This is a genomic window from Pseudomonas fluorescens group sp. PF-1, from assembly GCF_054481335.1.
In genome coordinates this window covers 2498829-2515212 of sequence record NZ_JBTMNG010000001.1, presented here as the reverse complement: position 1 = coordinate 2515212, position 16384 = coordinate 2498829, and the positions used below count along the sequence as shown (strand labels likewise).

Below are 16384 nucleotides of genomic sequence, written 5' to 3'. Positions count from 1 at the left end.
CCAACCGGGAAAACAGGGTCATCCACCCAGGAGCCAGCATGAGCGAGAACATTCAGGACAAAGTCATCGTCATTACCGGTGCCAGCAGCGGATTGGGCGAAGCGACTGCCCGTCTGCTAAGCGCCCAGGGCGCCAAAGTGATACTGGGAGCCCGCAGGCTGGACCGTATTCAGGCGCTCGCCGATGAGTTGAATGCCAACGCCGCCCAAGCGCTTGCGGTGCAGACCGACGTCACCCAATGCGATCAGGTCAAGGCGCTGGTTGATGCGGCCGTTCAGGCTCACGGGCGTATCGACGTCATGATCAACAACGCCGGACTGATGCCCCACTCGCCCCTGGAGCGACTCAAGGTCGAGGACTGGGACCGGATGATCGACGTCAACATCAAGGGCGTGCTGTACGGAATAGCCGCAGCGCTACCACACATGCAACGGCAAAAGTCCGGCCAGTTCATCAACGTATCGTCGGTGGCCGGGCACAAGGTTCGTCCTGGCAGCGCAGTGTATGCGGCGACCAAGCATGCAGTGCTGGCCCTGTCCGAAGGGCTGCGCCAGGAGGTCAAGCCCTACAACATCCGGACGACGGTCATTTCCCCTGGCGCTGTCGCCACCGAGCTGCCAAACAGCATCACCGAAGCCGACATCGCCGCCAGCGTGCGCAAGCTGTACGAAATCGCCCTGCCAGCAGACGCGTTCGCCCGCGCCGTGGCCTTCGCCATCAGCCAGCCGGAGGACATGGACATCAATGAAATACTGTTCCGGCCGACGCATCAGGAAGTCTGATGCCCGGACCTGGGGGTACACCTGGAGGCTGGCGGCTCGTCGCCGCCAGGCAAGATCAGCGAACGAATTTCGTATACCCTGTCGCTATCTCCCACTCCGAACGACCGCCGCCGTGAACCTACCCAAACTCAACGCTCCCGACCTTGGCAATACGCCTTCGACGTCGGAAATCATCACCCGTCATCTGCGGGACGCGATCGTCGCCGGGCACTTTGCCGAGGATGAGCCGATTCGCCAGGACGACATTGCCCGGCAGTTCAACGTCAGCAAAATTCCGGTGCGCGAGGCGCTCAAGCGGCTGGAGGCCGAAGGGCTGGTGATGTTCCAGCGCAATCGCGGGGCGATGGTCACGCGCATTTCCGACGCGGAACTGGCGCAGATGTTCGAAGTGCGCATGCTGCTTGAAGACAAGGTGTTGCGCCTGGCGATTCCCAACATGACCGAAGAAACCTTCGCCCGCGCCGAGCGTATCTGCCAGGAGTTCATCGGCGAAGACGACGTGGGGCGCTGGGCCGAGCTGAACTGGGAGCTGCATGCCTGCCTCTATGAACCGGCGCAACGGCCGTTTCTGGTCAGTCTGATACGTTCGGTCAATGACAAGCTGGAGCGTTACCTGCGCATGCAGATGAGCCTGTCGGCCGGCAAGGAGCGCGCCGATCACGAGCACCGCGAGATTCTCGCGGCGTGCCGTGCAGGCGATGTCAACCTGGCGGTGAAGCTGCTGGACGAACATATCGCCGGGGTCTGCGAGACCCTGTTCAAGCACCTGCCCCACGCTCACTGACCGCAGCGATGACTGTGCTGATTTCGTCATCGGCATCGGTTAAATCCATCAAGCCGGCACCCCGCTGTACGGGCCACTCTTTCGGTCACCCAACCGAATGGACGTGGCCCTCCGATGAAACGCATCTCCGTGATCGACTCCCACACCGGCGGCGAACCGACTCGCCTGGTGACCGCCGGCTTTCCTGATCTGGGCACCGGCAGCATGGCTGAACGGCGCCAACGCCTGGCCGAACAGCACGACCAATGGCGTGCGGCCTGTGTGCTGGAGCCACGGGGCAGTGACGTGCTGGTGGGCGCCCTGCTCTGCGAACCCGCGGACCCGAGCGCCTGTGCCGGCGTGATTTTCTTCAATAACAGCGGTTATCTGGGCATGTGCGGCCACGGCACCATCGGCCTCGTCGCCTCCCTGGCCCACCTGGGCAAAATCGGCCCCGGCGTGCACAGCATCGAGACGCCGGTAGGCACGGTGCAGGCCACCCTGCACGACGATCATTCGGTGAGTGTGCGCAACGTTCCGGCCTACCGTTATCGCAAGGCGCTGCAAGTACAGGTGCCGGGCATCGGCCAGGTGACCGGCGACATCGCCTGGGGCGGCAACTGGTTTTTCCTGATCGCCGATCACGGGCTGCGGGTGGCTGGCGACAACCTTGATGCCCTGACCGCTTACACCTACGCCGTTCAACAAGCGCTGCAAGACCAGGGCATTCGTGGCGAAGACGGCGGCCTGATCGACCATGTCGAACTGTTCGCCGCTGACGATCACGCGGACAGCCGCAACTTCGTGCTCTGCCCCGGCAAGGCCTACGACCGTTCACCCTGTGGCACCGGCACCAGCGCCAAACTGGCGTGCCTGGCGGCCGACGACAAGTTGCAGCCCGGACAGATCTGGCGCCAGGCGAGTGTCATCGGCAGCGAGTTCGAAGGCTCTTTCGAGTGGCAAGGCGAGCGCATCGTGCCGACCATTCGAGGCCGCGCCTTCATCAGTGCCGAGGCCAGCCTGATCATCGAGCAGGACGACCCGTTTGCCTGGGGCATCCGCCCGTGAATCGCAGCCATGCGGCCGATGTGATCGTGATCGGCGCCGGCATCATCGGCGCGGCCTGCGCCCAGGCGCTGGCGCGGCGTGGCTTGCAGGTACTGGTGCTCGACGCCGGCCTGCACGGCGCGACGGCGGCGGGCATGGGCCATCTGCTGGTGCTCGACGACAACCCGGCGGAACTGGCCCTGAGCAATCATTCCCTGCAGCGCTGGCGCGAGCAGGCAGCAGACTTGCCCGAGGGCTGTGCGTACCGTAGCAACGGCACCTTGTGGCTGGCGGCCAACGCCGAAGAGATGGCGGTGGCCCACAGTAAATACCTGAACCTGCAAGCCCATGGCGTGGCCTGTGAGCTGGTCGGCGCCAAGGCCTTGCGCCAGCGTGAACCGGAACTGCACGAAGGCCTTGAAGGGGGGCTGCTGATCAACGGCGACGGCATTCTGTACGCGCCCGCGACGGCCAACTGGATGCTCGACACACCGAACGTCCGCCAGCGCCAGGCGCGGGTCATCGAGGTCGATGGCAATCGGGTGCGGCTTGATGACGGTCAGTGGCTCAGTGCCGAGGCCGTGGTGCTGGCCAACGGTATCCAGGCCAATGAGCTGTGCCCGGAGCTGCCCATCGAGCCGAAGAAAGGCCACTTGCTGATCACCGACCGCTACCCCGCCACGGTCACCCACACCCTGGTGGAACTGGGTTACGTCACCAGCGCCCATAACGCCAAGGGCCCCTCGACGGCCTGCAATATCCAGCCGCGTCCGACCGGGCAATTGTTCATCGGCGCCTCGCGGCAGTTCGGCACCACCGATCCGCAGGTCGAAGGCTGGATGCTGGCGAAAATGCTCAAGCGCGCGGCCCAATACATGCCGGGGTTGGCGCGACTCAATGGCATCCGCGCCTGGACCGGTTTTCGCGCTGCCAGCCCGGATGGCCTGCCGCTGGTGGGTCAACACCCACAACGCCAGGGCTTGTGGCTGGCGGTCGGTCATGAAGGTCTGGGGGTGACCACGGCCCCCGGCACCGCCGATTTGCTGGTCGCGCAACTGTTCAACGAAACCCCGCCACTGGCCGCATACCCCTATCTGCCCCAGCGTTTCCTCGGAGAACCCGCCTATGCCTGAATTGATGCTCGACGGCCGTGCCCTGAGAGTCGCCGAGGGCACCAGTGTCGCCGCGGCCCTGGCATTGGGCAGCGACGGCTGCACACGCACTTCGGTCAGTGGTCAACGCCGCGCACCGCTGTGCGGCATGGGCATCTGCCAGGAATGTCGGGTGACCATCGACGGTCGACGGCGCCTGGCCTGCCAGACCCTCTGCCGTGACGGCATGCAGGTGGAGACACGCCCATGAATGAATATGCCGATCTGTTGATCGTCGGTGCCGGTCCCGCCGGCATGGCCGCCGCACTGGCCGCCGCGCCCAGTGGTGCCCGCATTGTCATGCTCGACGACAATCCGCTGGCGGGCGGGCAAATCTGGCGCGACGGTCCACAGGCCAGCGTGCCGATCCAGGCCCGTCAGTTGCGCGAGCGTGTGCAGTCCCACCGCAACATCCGCCATCACCCCAGCACCCGGGTGATCGCCAATCCCGGTCCGAAACAACTGCTGGTCGAAGACGACGAGCACGGCTGGCTGATCAGCTACGACAAACTGATCCTGTGCACCGGTGCCCGCGAACTGCTGCTGCCCTTCCCCGGCTGGACACTGCCGGGGGTCACCGGGGCCGGTGGTTTGCAGGCGCTGATCAAGGCCGGGTTGCCGGTGCAGGATCAGCGCGTGGTGATCGCCGGTAGCGGGCCGCTGTTACTGGCCAGTGCCGCCACCGCGAAAAAGAACGGGGCCACCCTGCAGTGCGTCGCCGAACAAGCGTCGCTCAAGGCGGTGGCCGGGTTCGCGGCGCAACTGCCGCGCTGGCCCAACAAACTGCTGCAGACGTTCACGCTGTTGGACCGCCACTACCGAACCGGGACCTACGTGCTGGCAGCCCTTGGCAGCGACCGACTCGAAGGTGTGCGCCTGCACCAGCAAGGCAAGATCGTCGAGCTGGCGTGTGACCGGCTGGCCTGTGGTTTTGGTCTGATCCCCAACGTTCAATTGGGTCAGGCCCTGGGTTATGCCCTCGAAGGCCAGGCGTTGGCAGTGGATGCCTGGCAAGCCAGCCGCGTCGATCATTACGCGGCGGGTGAATGCACCGGCTTCGGTGGCAGTGAACTGGCCTTGGTCGAAGGCGCGATTGCCGGCCACGCCGCCATGGGTGATGTCGAAGCGGCCCGGCAATTGTGGCCACGCCGGGCACGCTGGCAGGGGTTCGCCAAAGCGCTGAACCGGGCATTCGCCCTCGACCCGCGACTCAAGTCGCTGGCCCGCCCCGACACCCTGGTGTGCCGCTGCGAAGACGTGCCCCATGGGGCATTGGCCAGGCACACCGATTGGCGCGCGGCCAAGCTGGCCAGCCGCTGCGGCATGGGCGCCTGCCAGGGGCGTGTGTGTGGCGGCGCGGTACAGCATCTGTTTGGCTGGCCACCCTCGACGCCGCGCCCGCCGTTCAGCCCGGCGCGCATCGAGACCTTGATGTCCCTGGACGATACCCCGCCAGCATCATGACTGCGCCAGGGGTTTCGGCCACGCGGCCGAGCCACTATGATCCCGGGGGTCGCCATCAGGCCCCCAACGCCATGTACCCCTCGCTCACCACCTTCAAGCCCTGCGATTTACCGACGCTGCTGAACAGTCTCCAGCCGATCGCGCCGCTACTCGACACCCTGTCCGATGTGGTGTTTTTCATCAAGGATCGCGAGGCCCGTTACGCCTTCGTCAACCAGACCCTGGCCCGGCGCTGCGGCTTCAAACACAGTGAGGATCTGCTGGGACGCACCGCCGACATGGTCTTCCCGGAGCACTTCGGTCCGCTGTACACCGAACAGGATCGACGCGTGCTCTCCAGCGGCCGGGTACTGGCCGATCAACTGGAACTGCACCTGTATTTCGGCAACCAGCCGATCTGGTGCCTGACCCACAAACTCGCGCTGTACGATGCGCAAGGCCACATCGTCGGCCTGGCCGGCATCTCCCGCGACCTGCAATCGCCGCAGTCCAATCATCCGGCCTATCAGAAACTCGCCGCGGTGGATTTGCACATCCGCAATCACTTCGCCCAGCCCATCAGCCTCGCCGAATTGACCGCCATCGCCGGCTATTCCGTGGCGCAGCTGGAGCGTCATTGCAAGCGGGTGTTCCAGCTCACGCCACGGCAGATGATTCACAAGGCGCGCCTGGAAGAGGGATCGCGGTTGTTGCTGCACACCGACCTGCCGATCACCGAAATTGCCTTGCGCTGTGGATATACCGACCACAGTGCGTTCAGCCGGCAGTTTCGGGCGCTGACCCGTTTGTCGCCGAGTCAGTATCGGGGGGATCGGGGTTAGGGGTGTTTGGGCTGGTTTTGGTCGCGTTGGGCCTTTTCCAAGTGACTCGCCGCAAGGGCGAAACCGCCAGCAGCCGTTACCGCAGAAACGGATATGTACTCCCATGTTTCTTAACGGGGCGTCAGCGCAACCGATGCTCCCATATGTAACACCGCCCAGCGCGGCAACGGCGCAACCCTTCCAGTCGCAACGCCCCTGAAACGCCTCTAACCCGAGGCCCAAAAACAATTTCACTGCCGAAACTGGAAACAGGCACATTGATTGCTATTGTTAATATCGTATACGAAATCCCCAATACGATATTCAACAGCACTTAACCCAACGAGGCCTCTATGAAAAACCCCGCATTTGCCGTAGCCCTCAGCGCTGTTCTCAGTACCTCCTTTATCGCCACCGCACAGGCCGACAAGCTCGATGACATCATCGGCTCGGGCAAGCTGCGCTGTGCCGTCACCCTGGACTTCCCGCCCATGGGCTTCCGCGATGCGGGCAACAACCCGGCCGGCTTCGACGTGGACTACTGCCATGACCTGGCGAAGATTCTGGGGGTCGAGGCTGAAGTGGTCGAGACACCGTTCCCTGACCGCATCCCGGCGCTGGTCTCGGGGCGCGCCGATGTGATCGTTGCCTCCACCTCCGACACCCTCGAACGCGCCAAGACCGTCGGCCTCACCGTGCCGTACTTCGCGTTCCAGATGGTGGTGCTGACCCGCGACGATACCGGCATCAATGGCTTTGACGACCTCAAGGGCAAAGCAGTGGGCAATACCAGCGGCACCTATGAGGCCATCGCCCTGGAGAAAGACGTGAAGAACTGGGGCACCGGCAGCTTCCGTGCGTACCAGTCGCAGAACGACACCTTGCTGGCCGTCGCCCAGGGCCACATCGACGCAACCGTGGTCACCAACACCGTCGCTGCCGCCACGCTCAAGTCGGGTAAATACAAAAATCTGAAAGTCGCCGGTAACGCCCCCTACGTCATCGACTACGTGTCCCTCGGCGCCAAGCGCAACGAGTACGGCCTGCTTAACTACCTCAACCTGTTCGTCAACCAGCAAGTGCGCACCGGTCGTTACAAGGAGCTGTTCGTCAAATGGGTCGGCACCGATATCGCGCCGACCAACCTGACCGTGCCACAGGTCTACTACTAAGGTGCCCGGTATGCCCAGGTCCACTTTTCTGACCGGTCGCAGCCTGGTCCCGGGCGCTGCTCAAGGCGCCCTGTTGTTCGCCGATGTCGGCCTGAGTTTCTGGGGCGGAGTGGATTCCGCCACTGGCGAGGTCATCGATCGCCACCATCCCCTCAGCGGCGAATACCTGGCCGGTTGTGTGCTGGCGATTCCCAGCGGCCGTGGCTCGTGCACCGGCAGCAGTGTGTTGATGGAGCTGATCAGCAACGGCCATGCACCGGCGGCACTGGTGCTGGCCGAACCCGACGAGATCCTGACCCTGGGCGTGCTGGTGGCTCAGACCATTTTCGAGCGTTCCCTGCCGGTGCTGTGCATCGGCCGGGAGGCCTTTGCCGCCTTGCGCGGCGGGGCCTTCGCCCGGGTCGAAAACACCGAGGTCAGCGTGTTCGATCAGCCACCGGGCGATGCCTGGCAGGCCATCGACAGCCCGCTGCAGAAAGACGCAACACACACCTCCATCGAACTCACCGAACAGGATCAGGCCCTGCTCGACGGCGAGTTGGGCAAAGCCGCCCAGGTGGCCATGCAGATCGTCCTGCGCATGGCCGAACTGCAAGGTGCGCGCCGCCTGGTGGATGTCACCCAGGCGCACATCGATGGCTGCATCTACACGGGGCCGGCAAGCCTGCGCTTTGCCCGACAACTGGTGCAATGGGGGGCGAAAGTCCGGGTGCCCACCACCCTCAATTCGATCTCCGTGGACCAGCGCCGTTGGCGCGAGCTGGGCGTCGACCCGGCCCTCGGCGAACCCGCCAGTGCCCTGGGCGATGCCTACATGGCGATGGGCGCACAGCTCAGCTACACCTGCGCGCCCTACTTGCTCGACAGCGCGCCCAAGGCGGGCGAGCAGATTGTCTGGGCCGAATCCAATGCGGTGGTCTACGCCAACAGCGTGCTGGGCGCGCGTACCCTGAAGTATCCGGACTACCTCGACATCTGCATCGCCCTGACCGGCCGCGCCCCGTTGATCGGCTGCCATCTGGACGCGCAACGCAAGGCGCGGTTGCAGATCGAGTTGCCCGCCCTTGATGATCTGGACGATGCCTTTTACCCGCTGCTCGGTTATCACATCGGCGCGTTGGCCGGCAGCCGCGTGCCGCTGGTGCTGGGCCTGGAAAAGCGCAAGCCGGGCCTGGACGACCTGAAAGCCTTTGGTGCGGCTTTCGCCACCACCTCGGCGGCGCCGCTGTTTCATATCGCCGGGGTCACCCCGGAGGCCATCGACCCGGCACAGGTGCTGGACGCCGGCACACGCATTCCCGTGGAAAAAATCCGCCTGCAGGACCTGATGCTCAGTTGGCGCGAGCTCAACAGCGCCCGTGACCCGCGGGTGGATGTGGTGTCGCTGGGCAACCCGCATTTTTCCCTTGGCGAGTTCGCTCACCTGGCGCGGCTGTGCCGGGGTCGGCACAAACACCCGGACGTGGTGCTCGCCATCACCTGCGGGCGCGCGGTACTGGAACAGGCACGCGAGGCCGGGCATATCGCGGTGATCGAGGCCTTCGGCGCCACCCTGGTCACCGACACCTGCTGGTGCATGCTCGGCGAGCCGGTGATTCCGCCGGCCGCGACCACCCTGATGACCAACTCCGGCAAGTACGCCCATTACGCCCCGGGCCTGGTGGGGCGCAAGGTGCATTTCGCCAGCCTGGCCGAATGCGTCGATGCCGCGTGCAGTGCCACGGCCAGCGGGCGACTGCCGGCCTGGCTGCAACCTGCCGCCCAACTGGAGAGCCCCGCGCATGTTTGATTACACCTTCCAATGGCGCTCGGCCCTGCGCGCCCTGCCCGATATGCTCAACGGCGCCCTGGTCACCTTCGAGACCGCCGCCCTGTCGATGATCTTCGGCGTGCTGATCGCCCTGGCCCTGACCGTCATGCGTGAAGCCAGGCATCCGCTGTTGCGCGGCATCGGCAATGGCTGGGTGTCGATTGCCCGCAACACCCCCTCGCTGTTCCAGATCTACGTCCTGTACTTCGGCCTCGGCTCGCTGGGCTTGCATGTCAGTTCGTGGCTCGCGTTGCTGGCCGGGATCACCTTCAACAATGCCGGTTACCTGGCGGAAAACTTTCGCGGCGGGCTCAAGGCCGTGCCCCACACCCAGGTGCGTGCCGCACGTTCGCTGGGCATGAGCGCCTTCCAGACCTACCGCATGATCATCGTTCCGCAGTTGCTGCGCATCGTCTTCTACCCGTTGACCAATCAGATGGTCTGGGCGGTGCTGATGACGTCGCTGGGGGTGATCGTCGGGCTGAACAATGACCTGACCGGCGTGACCCAGGAATACAACGTCAAAACCTTCCGCACCTTCGAGTACTTCGCCATCGCGGCGGTGCTGTATTACGCGATTGCCAAGGCGATCGTCGCGACAGCCCGGCTGATGGCCTGGCGGTTGTTCCGTTACTGAGGAGCTGTCCATGTTTGCCACCGATTTTTCCTCGAATGACCTGCTGTTCCTGCTCAACGGGGCCTGGGTCACCCTGCAGCTGACGTTCTGGTCGATCATCCTCGGTTCCCTGGCGGGCCTGCTGTTCGGCCTTTTGCGCGCGCTGTTGCCAAGGGCCAGCCTGCCGCTGGCCTGGGTGCTGGATGTGTTTCGCAGCGTGCCGTTGCTGATCCAGTTCGTGCTGTTCAACTCACTCAAAAGCATCGTCGGCCTGAACATCAGCGCCTTCAGCGTCGGCTGCATCGTGCTGGGCGTCTACACCGCCGCGTACTTCACCGAAATCGTGCGCGGCGGCGTGTTGGCCGTGCCGTTCACGGTGCGCCGGGCCAGCCGTTCATTGGGCCTGAGTTTTCTCCAGGACCTGCGCTGGATCGTCCTGCCGATGGCCACGCGGGTGGCCTTCCCCGGCTGGCTGAACCTGGTGCTCGGGGTGATGAAAGACACCGCGCTGGTGATGTGGATCGGCATCGTCGAACTGCTGCGCGCCTCGCAAACCATCGTGACCCGCATCCAGGAACCGCTGCTGGTGCTGTGCATCGCGGGCCTTATCTACTACGTCATGAGCCTGGTGGTCGCCCGCCTCGGCGCTCGTCTGGAAAGAAGGTGGCAAGAAAATGATTGAGATCGACAACGTACATAAATCCTTCGGCAACCTCGAAGTGGTCAAGGGCGTGAACCTGACGGTGAACAAGGGCGAGGTGGTGTCGATCATCGGCGGCTCCGGCTCCGGCAAATCGACCCTGCTGATGTGCATCAACGGCCTGGAACCGATCCAGAAAGGCAACATCCGCGTCGACGGTGTCGAGGTCCATCACAGCGCCACCGACCTCAACCGCCTGCGGCAGAAGATCGGCATCGTGTTCCAGCAATGGAACGCCTTCCCGCATTTGACCGTGCTGGAAAACGTCATGCTGGCGCCGCGCAAGGTACTGGGCAAGAGCAAGGCCGAAGCTGAAGAACTGGCGGTCAAGCAACTGACCCATGTGGGCCTGGGCGACAAGCTCAAGACCTTCCCCGGCAAGCTGTCCGGTGGCCAGCAGCAACGCATGGCCATCGCCCGTGCCCTGGCGATGTCGCCGGACTACATGCTGTTCGACGAAGCCACCTCGGCCCTCGACCCGCAACTGGTGGGCGAGGTGCTGGACACCATGCGCATGCTCGCCGAAGACGGCATGACCATGGTCCTGGTGACCCACGAGATCCGCTTTGCCCGCGACGTGTCCGACCGCGTGGCGTTCTTTCGCAATGGCCTGGTGCACGAGATCGGCTCGCCCGACCAGGTCATTGGCAATCCGGTGCATGCGGAGACTGCGGCGTTTCTCAAATCAGTGAAGTAATTGATGGACCCATCGCGGTGCGACGATTCGACTTGCCCGCGATGAGGCCCTGACAGGCACAACAAGGAGCACAGCATGCGTTCATCAAAAGTCATCCATGTCGTCAGCTGCCACGCCGAAGGCGAGGTCGGCGATGTGATTGTCGGCGGTGTCGCGCCACCGCCAGGCGCCACCGTGTGGGAGCAGTCGCGCTGGATCGCCAGGGATGAAACCCTGCGCAACTTCGTGCTTAACGAACCACGCGGCGGAGTGTTCCGTCACGTCAACCTGCTGGTGCCGGCCAAGGACCCGCGGGCGCAGATGGCCTGGATCATCATGGAGCCGGCCGACACGCCACCGATGTCCGGTTCGAATTCCTTGTGCGTGGCCACGGTGTTGCTCGACAGCGGCATCCTGCCGATGACCGAGCCACAAACCCGCCTGGTGCTGGAAGCCCCCGGGGGGTTGATCGAGGCCGTGGCCGATTGCCGTGACGGCAAGGTCGAACGGGTAGAAATCAAGAATGTGCCCTCCTTCGCCGATCGCCTGGATGCCTGGATCGAAGTCGAGGGTCTCGGTTCGCTGCAGGTCGATACGGCTTACGGTGGCGACAGCTTCGTGATCGCCGATGCCAAGGGCCTGGGCTTTTCCATCCGCCCGGACGAGGCCGCCGACCTGGTGGCGGTCGGGCTGAAAATCACCCGGGCAGCCAATGAACAATTGGGCTTCGTTCATCCGCTAAACCCCGATTGGTCGCACATCTCGTTCTGCCAGATCGCCGCGCCCATCGTCCATGAAAATGGCATCGCCACCGGTGCCAATGCGGTGGTCATTCAACCGGGCAAAATCGACCGCTCGCCCACCGGCACCGGTTGCTCGGCACGCATGGCGGTGTTGCAGGCCAAGGGCTTGATGCAGGTGGGCGAACGCTTTATCGGGCGTTCGATCATCGGTTCCGAGTTCCACTGCCGCATTGATTCGCTGACCGAAGTGGCCGGCCGTGCTGCCATTTATCCGTGCATTTCCGGGCGAGCCTGGATCACCGGCACCCACCAATTGTTACTCGATCCAAGCGACCCTTGGCCACAGGGCTATCGCCTTTCGGATACCTGGCCCGGTGCTTGATATCAATGCAAAGCCTTTGTGGCGAGGGTGCTTGCTCCCTCGCTACATGAGTTTCACCAAACCAACGGCTGAAAAACCATCCATTGAACGAAAAAAGCACTAGCCGAAATCTTTCACTTTAAATATCGTATACGAAATACAATTAACGAACCGGAGGCAACAATGAGCAAGCGAATCAACTGGAGTGGCGTCTTCCCCGCAGTGACCACTCAATTCAACGATGACTTCACCATTAACCTGGATAAAACTCACCAGGTGATTTCCAACGTCATCCGTGACGGTGTGTCAGGCCTGGTGGTCTGCGGTTCGGTCGGTGAAAACACCTCGCTGACCGCCGAAGAGAAAATCGCCGTGACTGAAGTGGCCGTGGACGCTTCTCGCGGCCGTGTACCGGTGATCTGCGGCGTCGCCGAATTCACCAGCGTGCAAGCGGCCAAGGTCGCCAATGCCGTGCGCAAGGTCGGCGTCGACGGTGTGATGCTGATGCCGGCGCTGGTCTACGGTTCCAAGCCGTTCGAGACCGCCGAGCACTACCGCTACGTGGCGAAAAACGCCGACGTGCCATTGATGGTCTACAACAACCCGCCGATCTACAAAAACGACGTCACCCCGGACATCCTGATTTCCCTGGCCGACTGCGACAACGTGGTGTGCTTCAAGGATTCGTCTGGCGATACCCGTCGTTTCATCGACGTGCGCAATGAGGTCGGTGACCGTTTCGTGCTGTTCGCCGGTCTCGATGACGTCGTGCTGGAAAGCATCGCCGTCGGTGCCGAGGGCTGGGTGTCGGGCATGTCCAACGTGTTCCCGAAAGAAGGTGAAACCATCTTCCGCCTGGCCAAGGCCGGACGTTTTGCCGAAGCCATGCCGATCTACGAATGGCTGATGCCGATCCTGCACCTGGATGCCCGTGCCGACCTGGTGCAGTGCATCAAGCTGTGTGAAGCCATCGCCGGTCGCGGCAGCGCCCTGACCCGTCCACCGCGCCTGGCGTTGCCGGAAGCCGACCGGGTGTTCGTCGAACAGATCATGGCCAAGGCCCTGGCCAACCGTCCGCAGCTGCCGGACGTCGGTCTCTGAGTGATTGCCGGGCGGGCCCTTGCGGGTCCGGCCCGGCTGCCTGTTTTTTGCGCCTCTACAGGGAACGTCATCATGTCCAACGCTCAACACATTCAAAGCGCAACCACACCCTCGGGACTCAAGCGCGTCGTGGCCGCTGCCATGGCCGGCACTGTCGCCGAGTGGTATGAATTCTTTCTCTACGGGACGGCTTCGGCACTGGTGTTCGGCCAGTTGTTCTTCCGCCAGACCGACAGCCCCATCGACGGCATCATTGCCGCCTTCGCCCTCTATGCCGTGGGCTTTCTCGCCCGCCCGCTGGGTGGCCTGGTGTTCGGTCACTACGGTGACAAGTTCGGCCGCAAGCGCCTGTTGCAACTGAGCCTGGTGGTGGTCGGCATCACCACGTTCCTGATGGGCTGCCTGCCCGGTTTCGACCAGATCGGCTATGCCGCGCCAGTGTTGCTGGTGCTGCTGCGCCTGATACAGGGCTTCGCCTTTGGCGGTGAATGGGGCGGTGCGATTCTGCTGGTGTCGGAACATTGCCCGGACAATCGCCGTGGCTTCTGGGCCAGTTGGCCGCAGGCCGGTGTGCCCGCCGGTAACCTGGTGGCGACGGTCGCCCTGCTGCTGTTGTCGTCGAACCTGTCGGAGCAGCAATTCCTCGCCTGGGGCTGGCGCGTGGCGTTCTGGTTCTCGGCGGTGGTGGTGCTGATCGGCTACTGGATTCGCACCAGTGTCGATGACGCCCCGATCTTCAAGGAAGCCCAGGCCCGCCAGGCACAGACCCGCCAGCAACAACTGGGGGTGGTGGAAGTACTGCGCCATCACTGGCGTTCGGTGCTGGTGGGCATCGGCGCGCGATTCGCCGAAAACATCCTCTACTACACCGTGGTGACGTTCTCGATCACCTACCTGAAACTGGTGGTGCACAAGGACACCTCCGAGATCCTGTTGCTGATGTTCGGCGCTCACCTGCTGCACTTCTTCCTGATTCCGCTGATGGGCTACCTGTCGGACCTGGTCGGGCGCAAACCGGTGTACCTGGTCGGCGCAGTGCTGACCGCTTTCTGGGGCTTCGTCGGTTTCCCGATGATGGACACGGGCAACAACTGGCTGATCATGGCGGCCATCACCCTGGGCCTGGCCATCGAGTCGATGACCTACGCACCCTACTCGGCGCTGATGGCCGAAATGTTCCCGACGCACGTGCGCTACACCGCGTTATCGCTGTGCTACCAGGTGGCGCCGATCTTCGCCGGCTCCCTGGCCCCACTGATCGCCATCACCCTGCTCAACAAGTACCACAGCTCGACACCGATCGCCTGGTACCTGGTCGGTGCCGCATTGATCTCCATCGTCGCCGTCGGCCTGACCCGCGAGACCCGTGGCAAGTCGCTGCATTCGGTGGATGCCGAGTCGGCGGCGCGCATTGCCGCGCTGGACCCGGCCTCGACTACCCCGCGTCGGGCTGATTCCCTGGCGTGAGCTTGTTACCTGTAGGAGCGAGCCCGCTCGCGAAGAACGTAGGGACAACGCGTTCATTCAGAAAGCACGCGTAATCGTTGACGTCCATCGCGAGCAAGCTCGCTCCTACAAGGGTTCCATTCCTCATTTGCGACAGGAGTACTCAATGTCCGAGATCCTCGGCCACAACTACATCGGCGGTGCGCGCAGTGCCGCTGGCAGCATCACCTTGCACAGCCGTGACGCCAACACAGGCGAAGCGCTGCCCTACTCGTTCATGCAAGCCACGGCGGAGGAAGTGGACGCCGCCGCCCAGGCCGCCGCGTTCGCTTACCCGACCTTTCGCAACCTGCCGGCAGCGCGCCGGGCGGATTTCCTCGACGCCATTGCCGCGCAACTGGACGCTCTGGATGAACGGTTCGTCGCCCTGGTCACTCGCGAAACCGCGTTGCCGAGCGCACGCATTCAAGGTGAGCGCGCACGCACCAGCGGCCAGATGCGCCTGTTCGCCCAGGTCCTGCGTCGCGGCGATTTCTACGGTGCACGCATCGACCGCGCCCTGCCCGACCGTCAACCGTTGCCAAGGGTCGACCTGCGTCAGTACCGGATCGGCGTCGGTCCGGTCGCGGTGTTCGGCGCGAGCAATTTCCCGCTGGCCTTCTCCACGGCCGGCGGCGATACCGCAGCCGCCCTGGCCGCCGGGTGCCCGGTGGTGTTCAAGGCCCACAGCGGCCACATGGCAACCGCCGACATCGTCGCCGATGTGATCATCCGCGCCGCCGAGCAGACCGGCATGCCCAAAGGCGTGTTCAACATGATCTACGGGGCCGGCGTTGGCGAAGCGCTGGTCAAGCATCCGGCGATTCAGGCAGTCGGCTTCACCGGTTCGCTCAAGGGCGGCCGTGCGTTATGCGACATGGCGGCGGCGCGGCCACAACCGATTCCGGTGTTCGCCGAAATGAGCAGCATCAACCCGCTGGTGGTATTGCCCGAAGCCCTGCGGCTGCGCGGCGAAACCATTGCCGGCGAACTGGTCGCTTCGGTGGTTCAGGGCTGCGGTCAGTTCTGTACCAATCCGGGGTTGGTGATCGGTATCCGTTCCCCGCACTTCAGCGCATTCAGCGCCCGGCTCGCGACCCTGATGGCCGGGCAGCCCGCGCAAACCATGCTCAACGCCGGCACCCTCGGCAGCTATGAGAAAGGTGTGCAGGCCTTGCTCAACCATTCAGGGGTGACACACCTGGCCGGTCATGAGCAACAGGGCAATCAGGCGCGACCGCAACTGTTCAGGGCCGATGTCAGCCTGTTGCTGCGGGGTGATCCGCTGCTGCAGGAAGAAGTGTTCGGCCCGACCACCCTTCTGGTCGAAGTGGCCGACGCGGCTCAGCTGCAACAGGCCCTGAACAGTTTGCACGGGCAACTCACCGCGACCCTGATAGGCGAGGTAGAAGATCTGCAGGCGCATGGGCAATTGCTGGGGCTGCTGGAACAAAAGGTGGGCCGGGTGTTGTTCAACGGCTACCCCACTGGTGTCGAAGTCTGTGACGCGATGGTGCATGGCGGTCCCTACCCGGCCACCTCCGATGCCCGTGGCACCTCGGTCGGCAGCCTGGCCATCGAGCGTTTCCTGCGCCCGGTGTGCTACCAGAACTGCCCGGAAGCACTGTTACCCGATGCCCTGAAAAACGCCAATCCACTGGGCATCACCCGACTGGTCGACGGCACCAGCCATCGCGACCCGATCTGAAAACC

Annotated in this window: 16 protein-coding genes; all 16 read left to right on the top strand. The window is 63.7% G+C overall.

Annotated features, from left to right (window positions below; genetic code table 11):
- Window positions 1–38: 38 nt before the first annotated feature.
- The 16 genes from ACX3YD_RS12025 (at window position 39) to ACX3YD_RS11950 (ending at window position 16379) form a co-directional block, all read left to right on the top strand.
- On the top strand, window positions 39–782 hold the full coding sequence (locus ACX3YD_RS12025) for an SDR family oxidoreductase (RefSeq protein ID WP_458960056.1): 744 nt from the start codon (window positions 39–41) through the stop codon (window positions 780–782).
- A 112-nt stretch (window positions 783–894) separates the two neighbouring features.
- Complete coding sequence (locus tag ACX3YD_RS12020; RefSeq protein ID WP_458960055.1) at window positions 895–1566, top strand: GntR family transcriptional regulator; 672 nt, start codon at window positions 895–897, stop codon at window positions 1564–1566.
- Window positions 1567–1680: 114 nt separating this feature from the next.
- Window positions 1681–2613 (top strand): 4-hydroxyproline epimerase, encoded by a 933-nt coding sequence (locus ACX3YD_RS12015; RefSeq protein WP_103404368.1) that lies wholly within the window; start codon window positions 1681–1683, stop codon window positions 2611–2613.
- A complete protein-coding gene (locus ACX3YD_RS12010) occupies window positions 2610–3725 on the top strand; it encodes an NAD(P)/FAD-dependent oxidoreductase (RefSeq protein ID WP_458960054.1) in 1116 nt (371 codons plus the stop codon). Before ACX3YD_RS12015 ends, ACX3YD_RS12010 begins: the two co-directional genes overlap by 4 nt.
- Window positions 3718–3954, top strand: coding sequence for a (2Fe-2S)-binding protein (locus tag ACX3YD_RS12005; protein WP_090462573.1), 237 nt, complete (start codon window positions 3718–3720; stop codon window positions 3952–3954). Before ACX3YD_RS12010 ends, ACX3YD_RS12005 begins: the two co-directional genes overlap by 8 nt.
- A complete protein-coding gene (locus ACX3YD_RS12000) occupies window positions 3951–5207 on the top strand; it encodes an FAD-dependent oxidoreductase (RefSeq protein WP_458960053.1) in 1257 nt (418 codons plus the stop codon). The genes ACX3YD_RS12005 and ACX3YD_RS12000 overlap by 4 nt, the downstream gene beginning before the upstream one ends.
- A gap of 71 nt (window positions 5208–5278) precedes the next feature.
- Window positions 5279–6028 carry a helix-turn-helix domain-containing protein gene (locus ACX3YD_RS11995; RefSeq protein WP_047530184.1) on the top strand — a complete coding sequence of 250 codons (750 nt, stop codon included), beginning with the start codon at window positions 5279–5281 and terminating at the stop codon, window positions 6026–6028.
- Between the two features lie 332 nt (window positions 6029–6360).
- Complete coding sequence (locus tag ACX3YD_RS11990; RefSeq protein WP_047530186.1) at window positions 6361–7179, top strand: ABC transporter substrate-binding protein; 819 nt, start codon at window positions 6361–6363, stop codon at window positions 7177–7179.
- Window positions 7180–7189: 10 nt separating this feature from the next.
- Window positions 7190–8968 carry a cis-3-hydroxy-L-proline dehydratase gene (gene lhpI / locus ACX3YD_RS11985; RefSeq protein WP_458960052.1) on the top strand — a complete coding sequence of 593 codons (1779 nt, stop codon included), beginning with the start codon at window positions 7190–7192 and terminating at the stop codon, window positions 8966–8968.
- Window positions 8961–9626, top strand: a complete 666-nt coding sequence (locus ACX3YD_RS11980; RefSeq protein ID WP_103404364.1) for an amino acid ABC transporter permease — start codon at window positions 8961–8963, stop codon at window positions 9624–9626. The genes lhpI and ACX3YD_RS11980 overlap by 8 nt, the downstream gene beginning before the upstream one ends.
- Before the next feature lie 10 nt (window positions 9627–9636).
- On the top strand, window positions 9637–10287 hold the full coding sequence (locus tag ACX3YD_RS11975; protein WP_047530192.1) for an amino acid ABC transporter permease: 651 nt from the start codon (window positions 9637–9639) through the stop codon (window positions 10285–10287).
- A complete protein-coding gene (locus ACX3YD_RS11970; RefSeq protein WP_047530195.1) occupies window positions 10280–11002 on the top strand; it encodes an amino acid ABC transporter ATP-binding protein in 723 nt (240 codons plus the stop codon). Before ACX3YD_RS11975 ends, ACX3YD_RS11970 begins: the two co-directional genes overlap by 8 nt.
- A gap of 75 nt (window positions 11003–11077) precedes the next feature.
- Window positions 11078–12106, top strand: coding sequence for a trans-3-hydroxy-L-proline dehydratase (locus ACX3YD_RS11965; RefSeq protein ID WP_458960051.1), 1029 nt, complete (start codon window positions 11078–11080; stop codon window positions 12104–12106).
- 162 nt (window positions 12107–12268) lie between these two features.
- On the top strand, window positions 12269–13186 hold the full coding sequence (locus ACX3YD_RS11960) for a dihydrodipicolinate synthase family protein (RefSeq protein WP_034150208.1): 918 nt from the start codon (window positions 12269–12271) through the stop codon (window positions 13184–13186).
- A gap of 72 nt (window positions 13187–13258) precedes the next feature.
- Window positions 13259–14653 (top strand): fosfomycin efflux MFS transporter AbaF, encoded by a 1395-nt coding sequence (gene abaF / locus ACX3YD_RS11955; RefSeq protein WP_458960050.1) that lies wholly within the window; start codon window positions 13259–13261, stop codon window positions 14651–14653.
- A gap of 145 nt (window positions 14654–14798) precedes the next feature.
- Window positions 14799–16379: an aldehyde dehydrogenase (NADP(+)) gene (locus ACX3YD_RS11950; protein ID WP_458960049.1), complete on the top strand. Its 1581-nt coding sequence runs from the start codon at window positions 14799–14801 to the stop codon at window positions 16377–16379.
- Window positions 16380–16384: the final 5 nt, after the last annotated feature.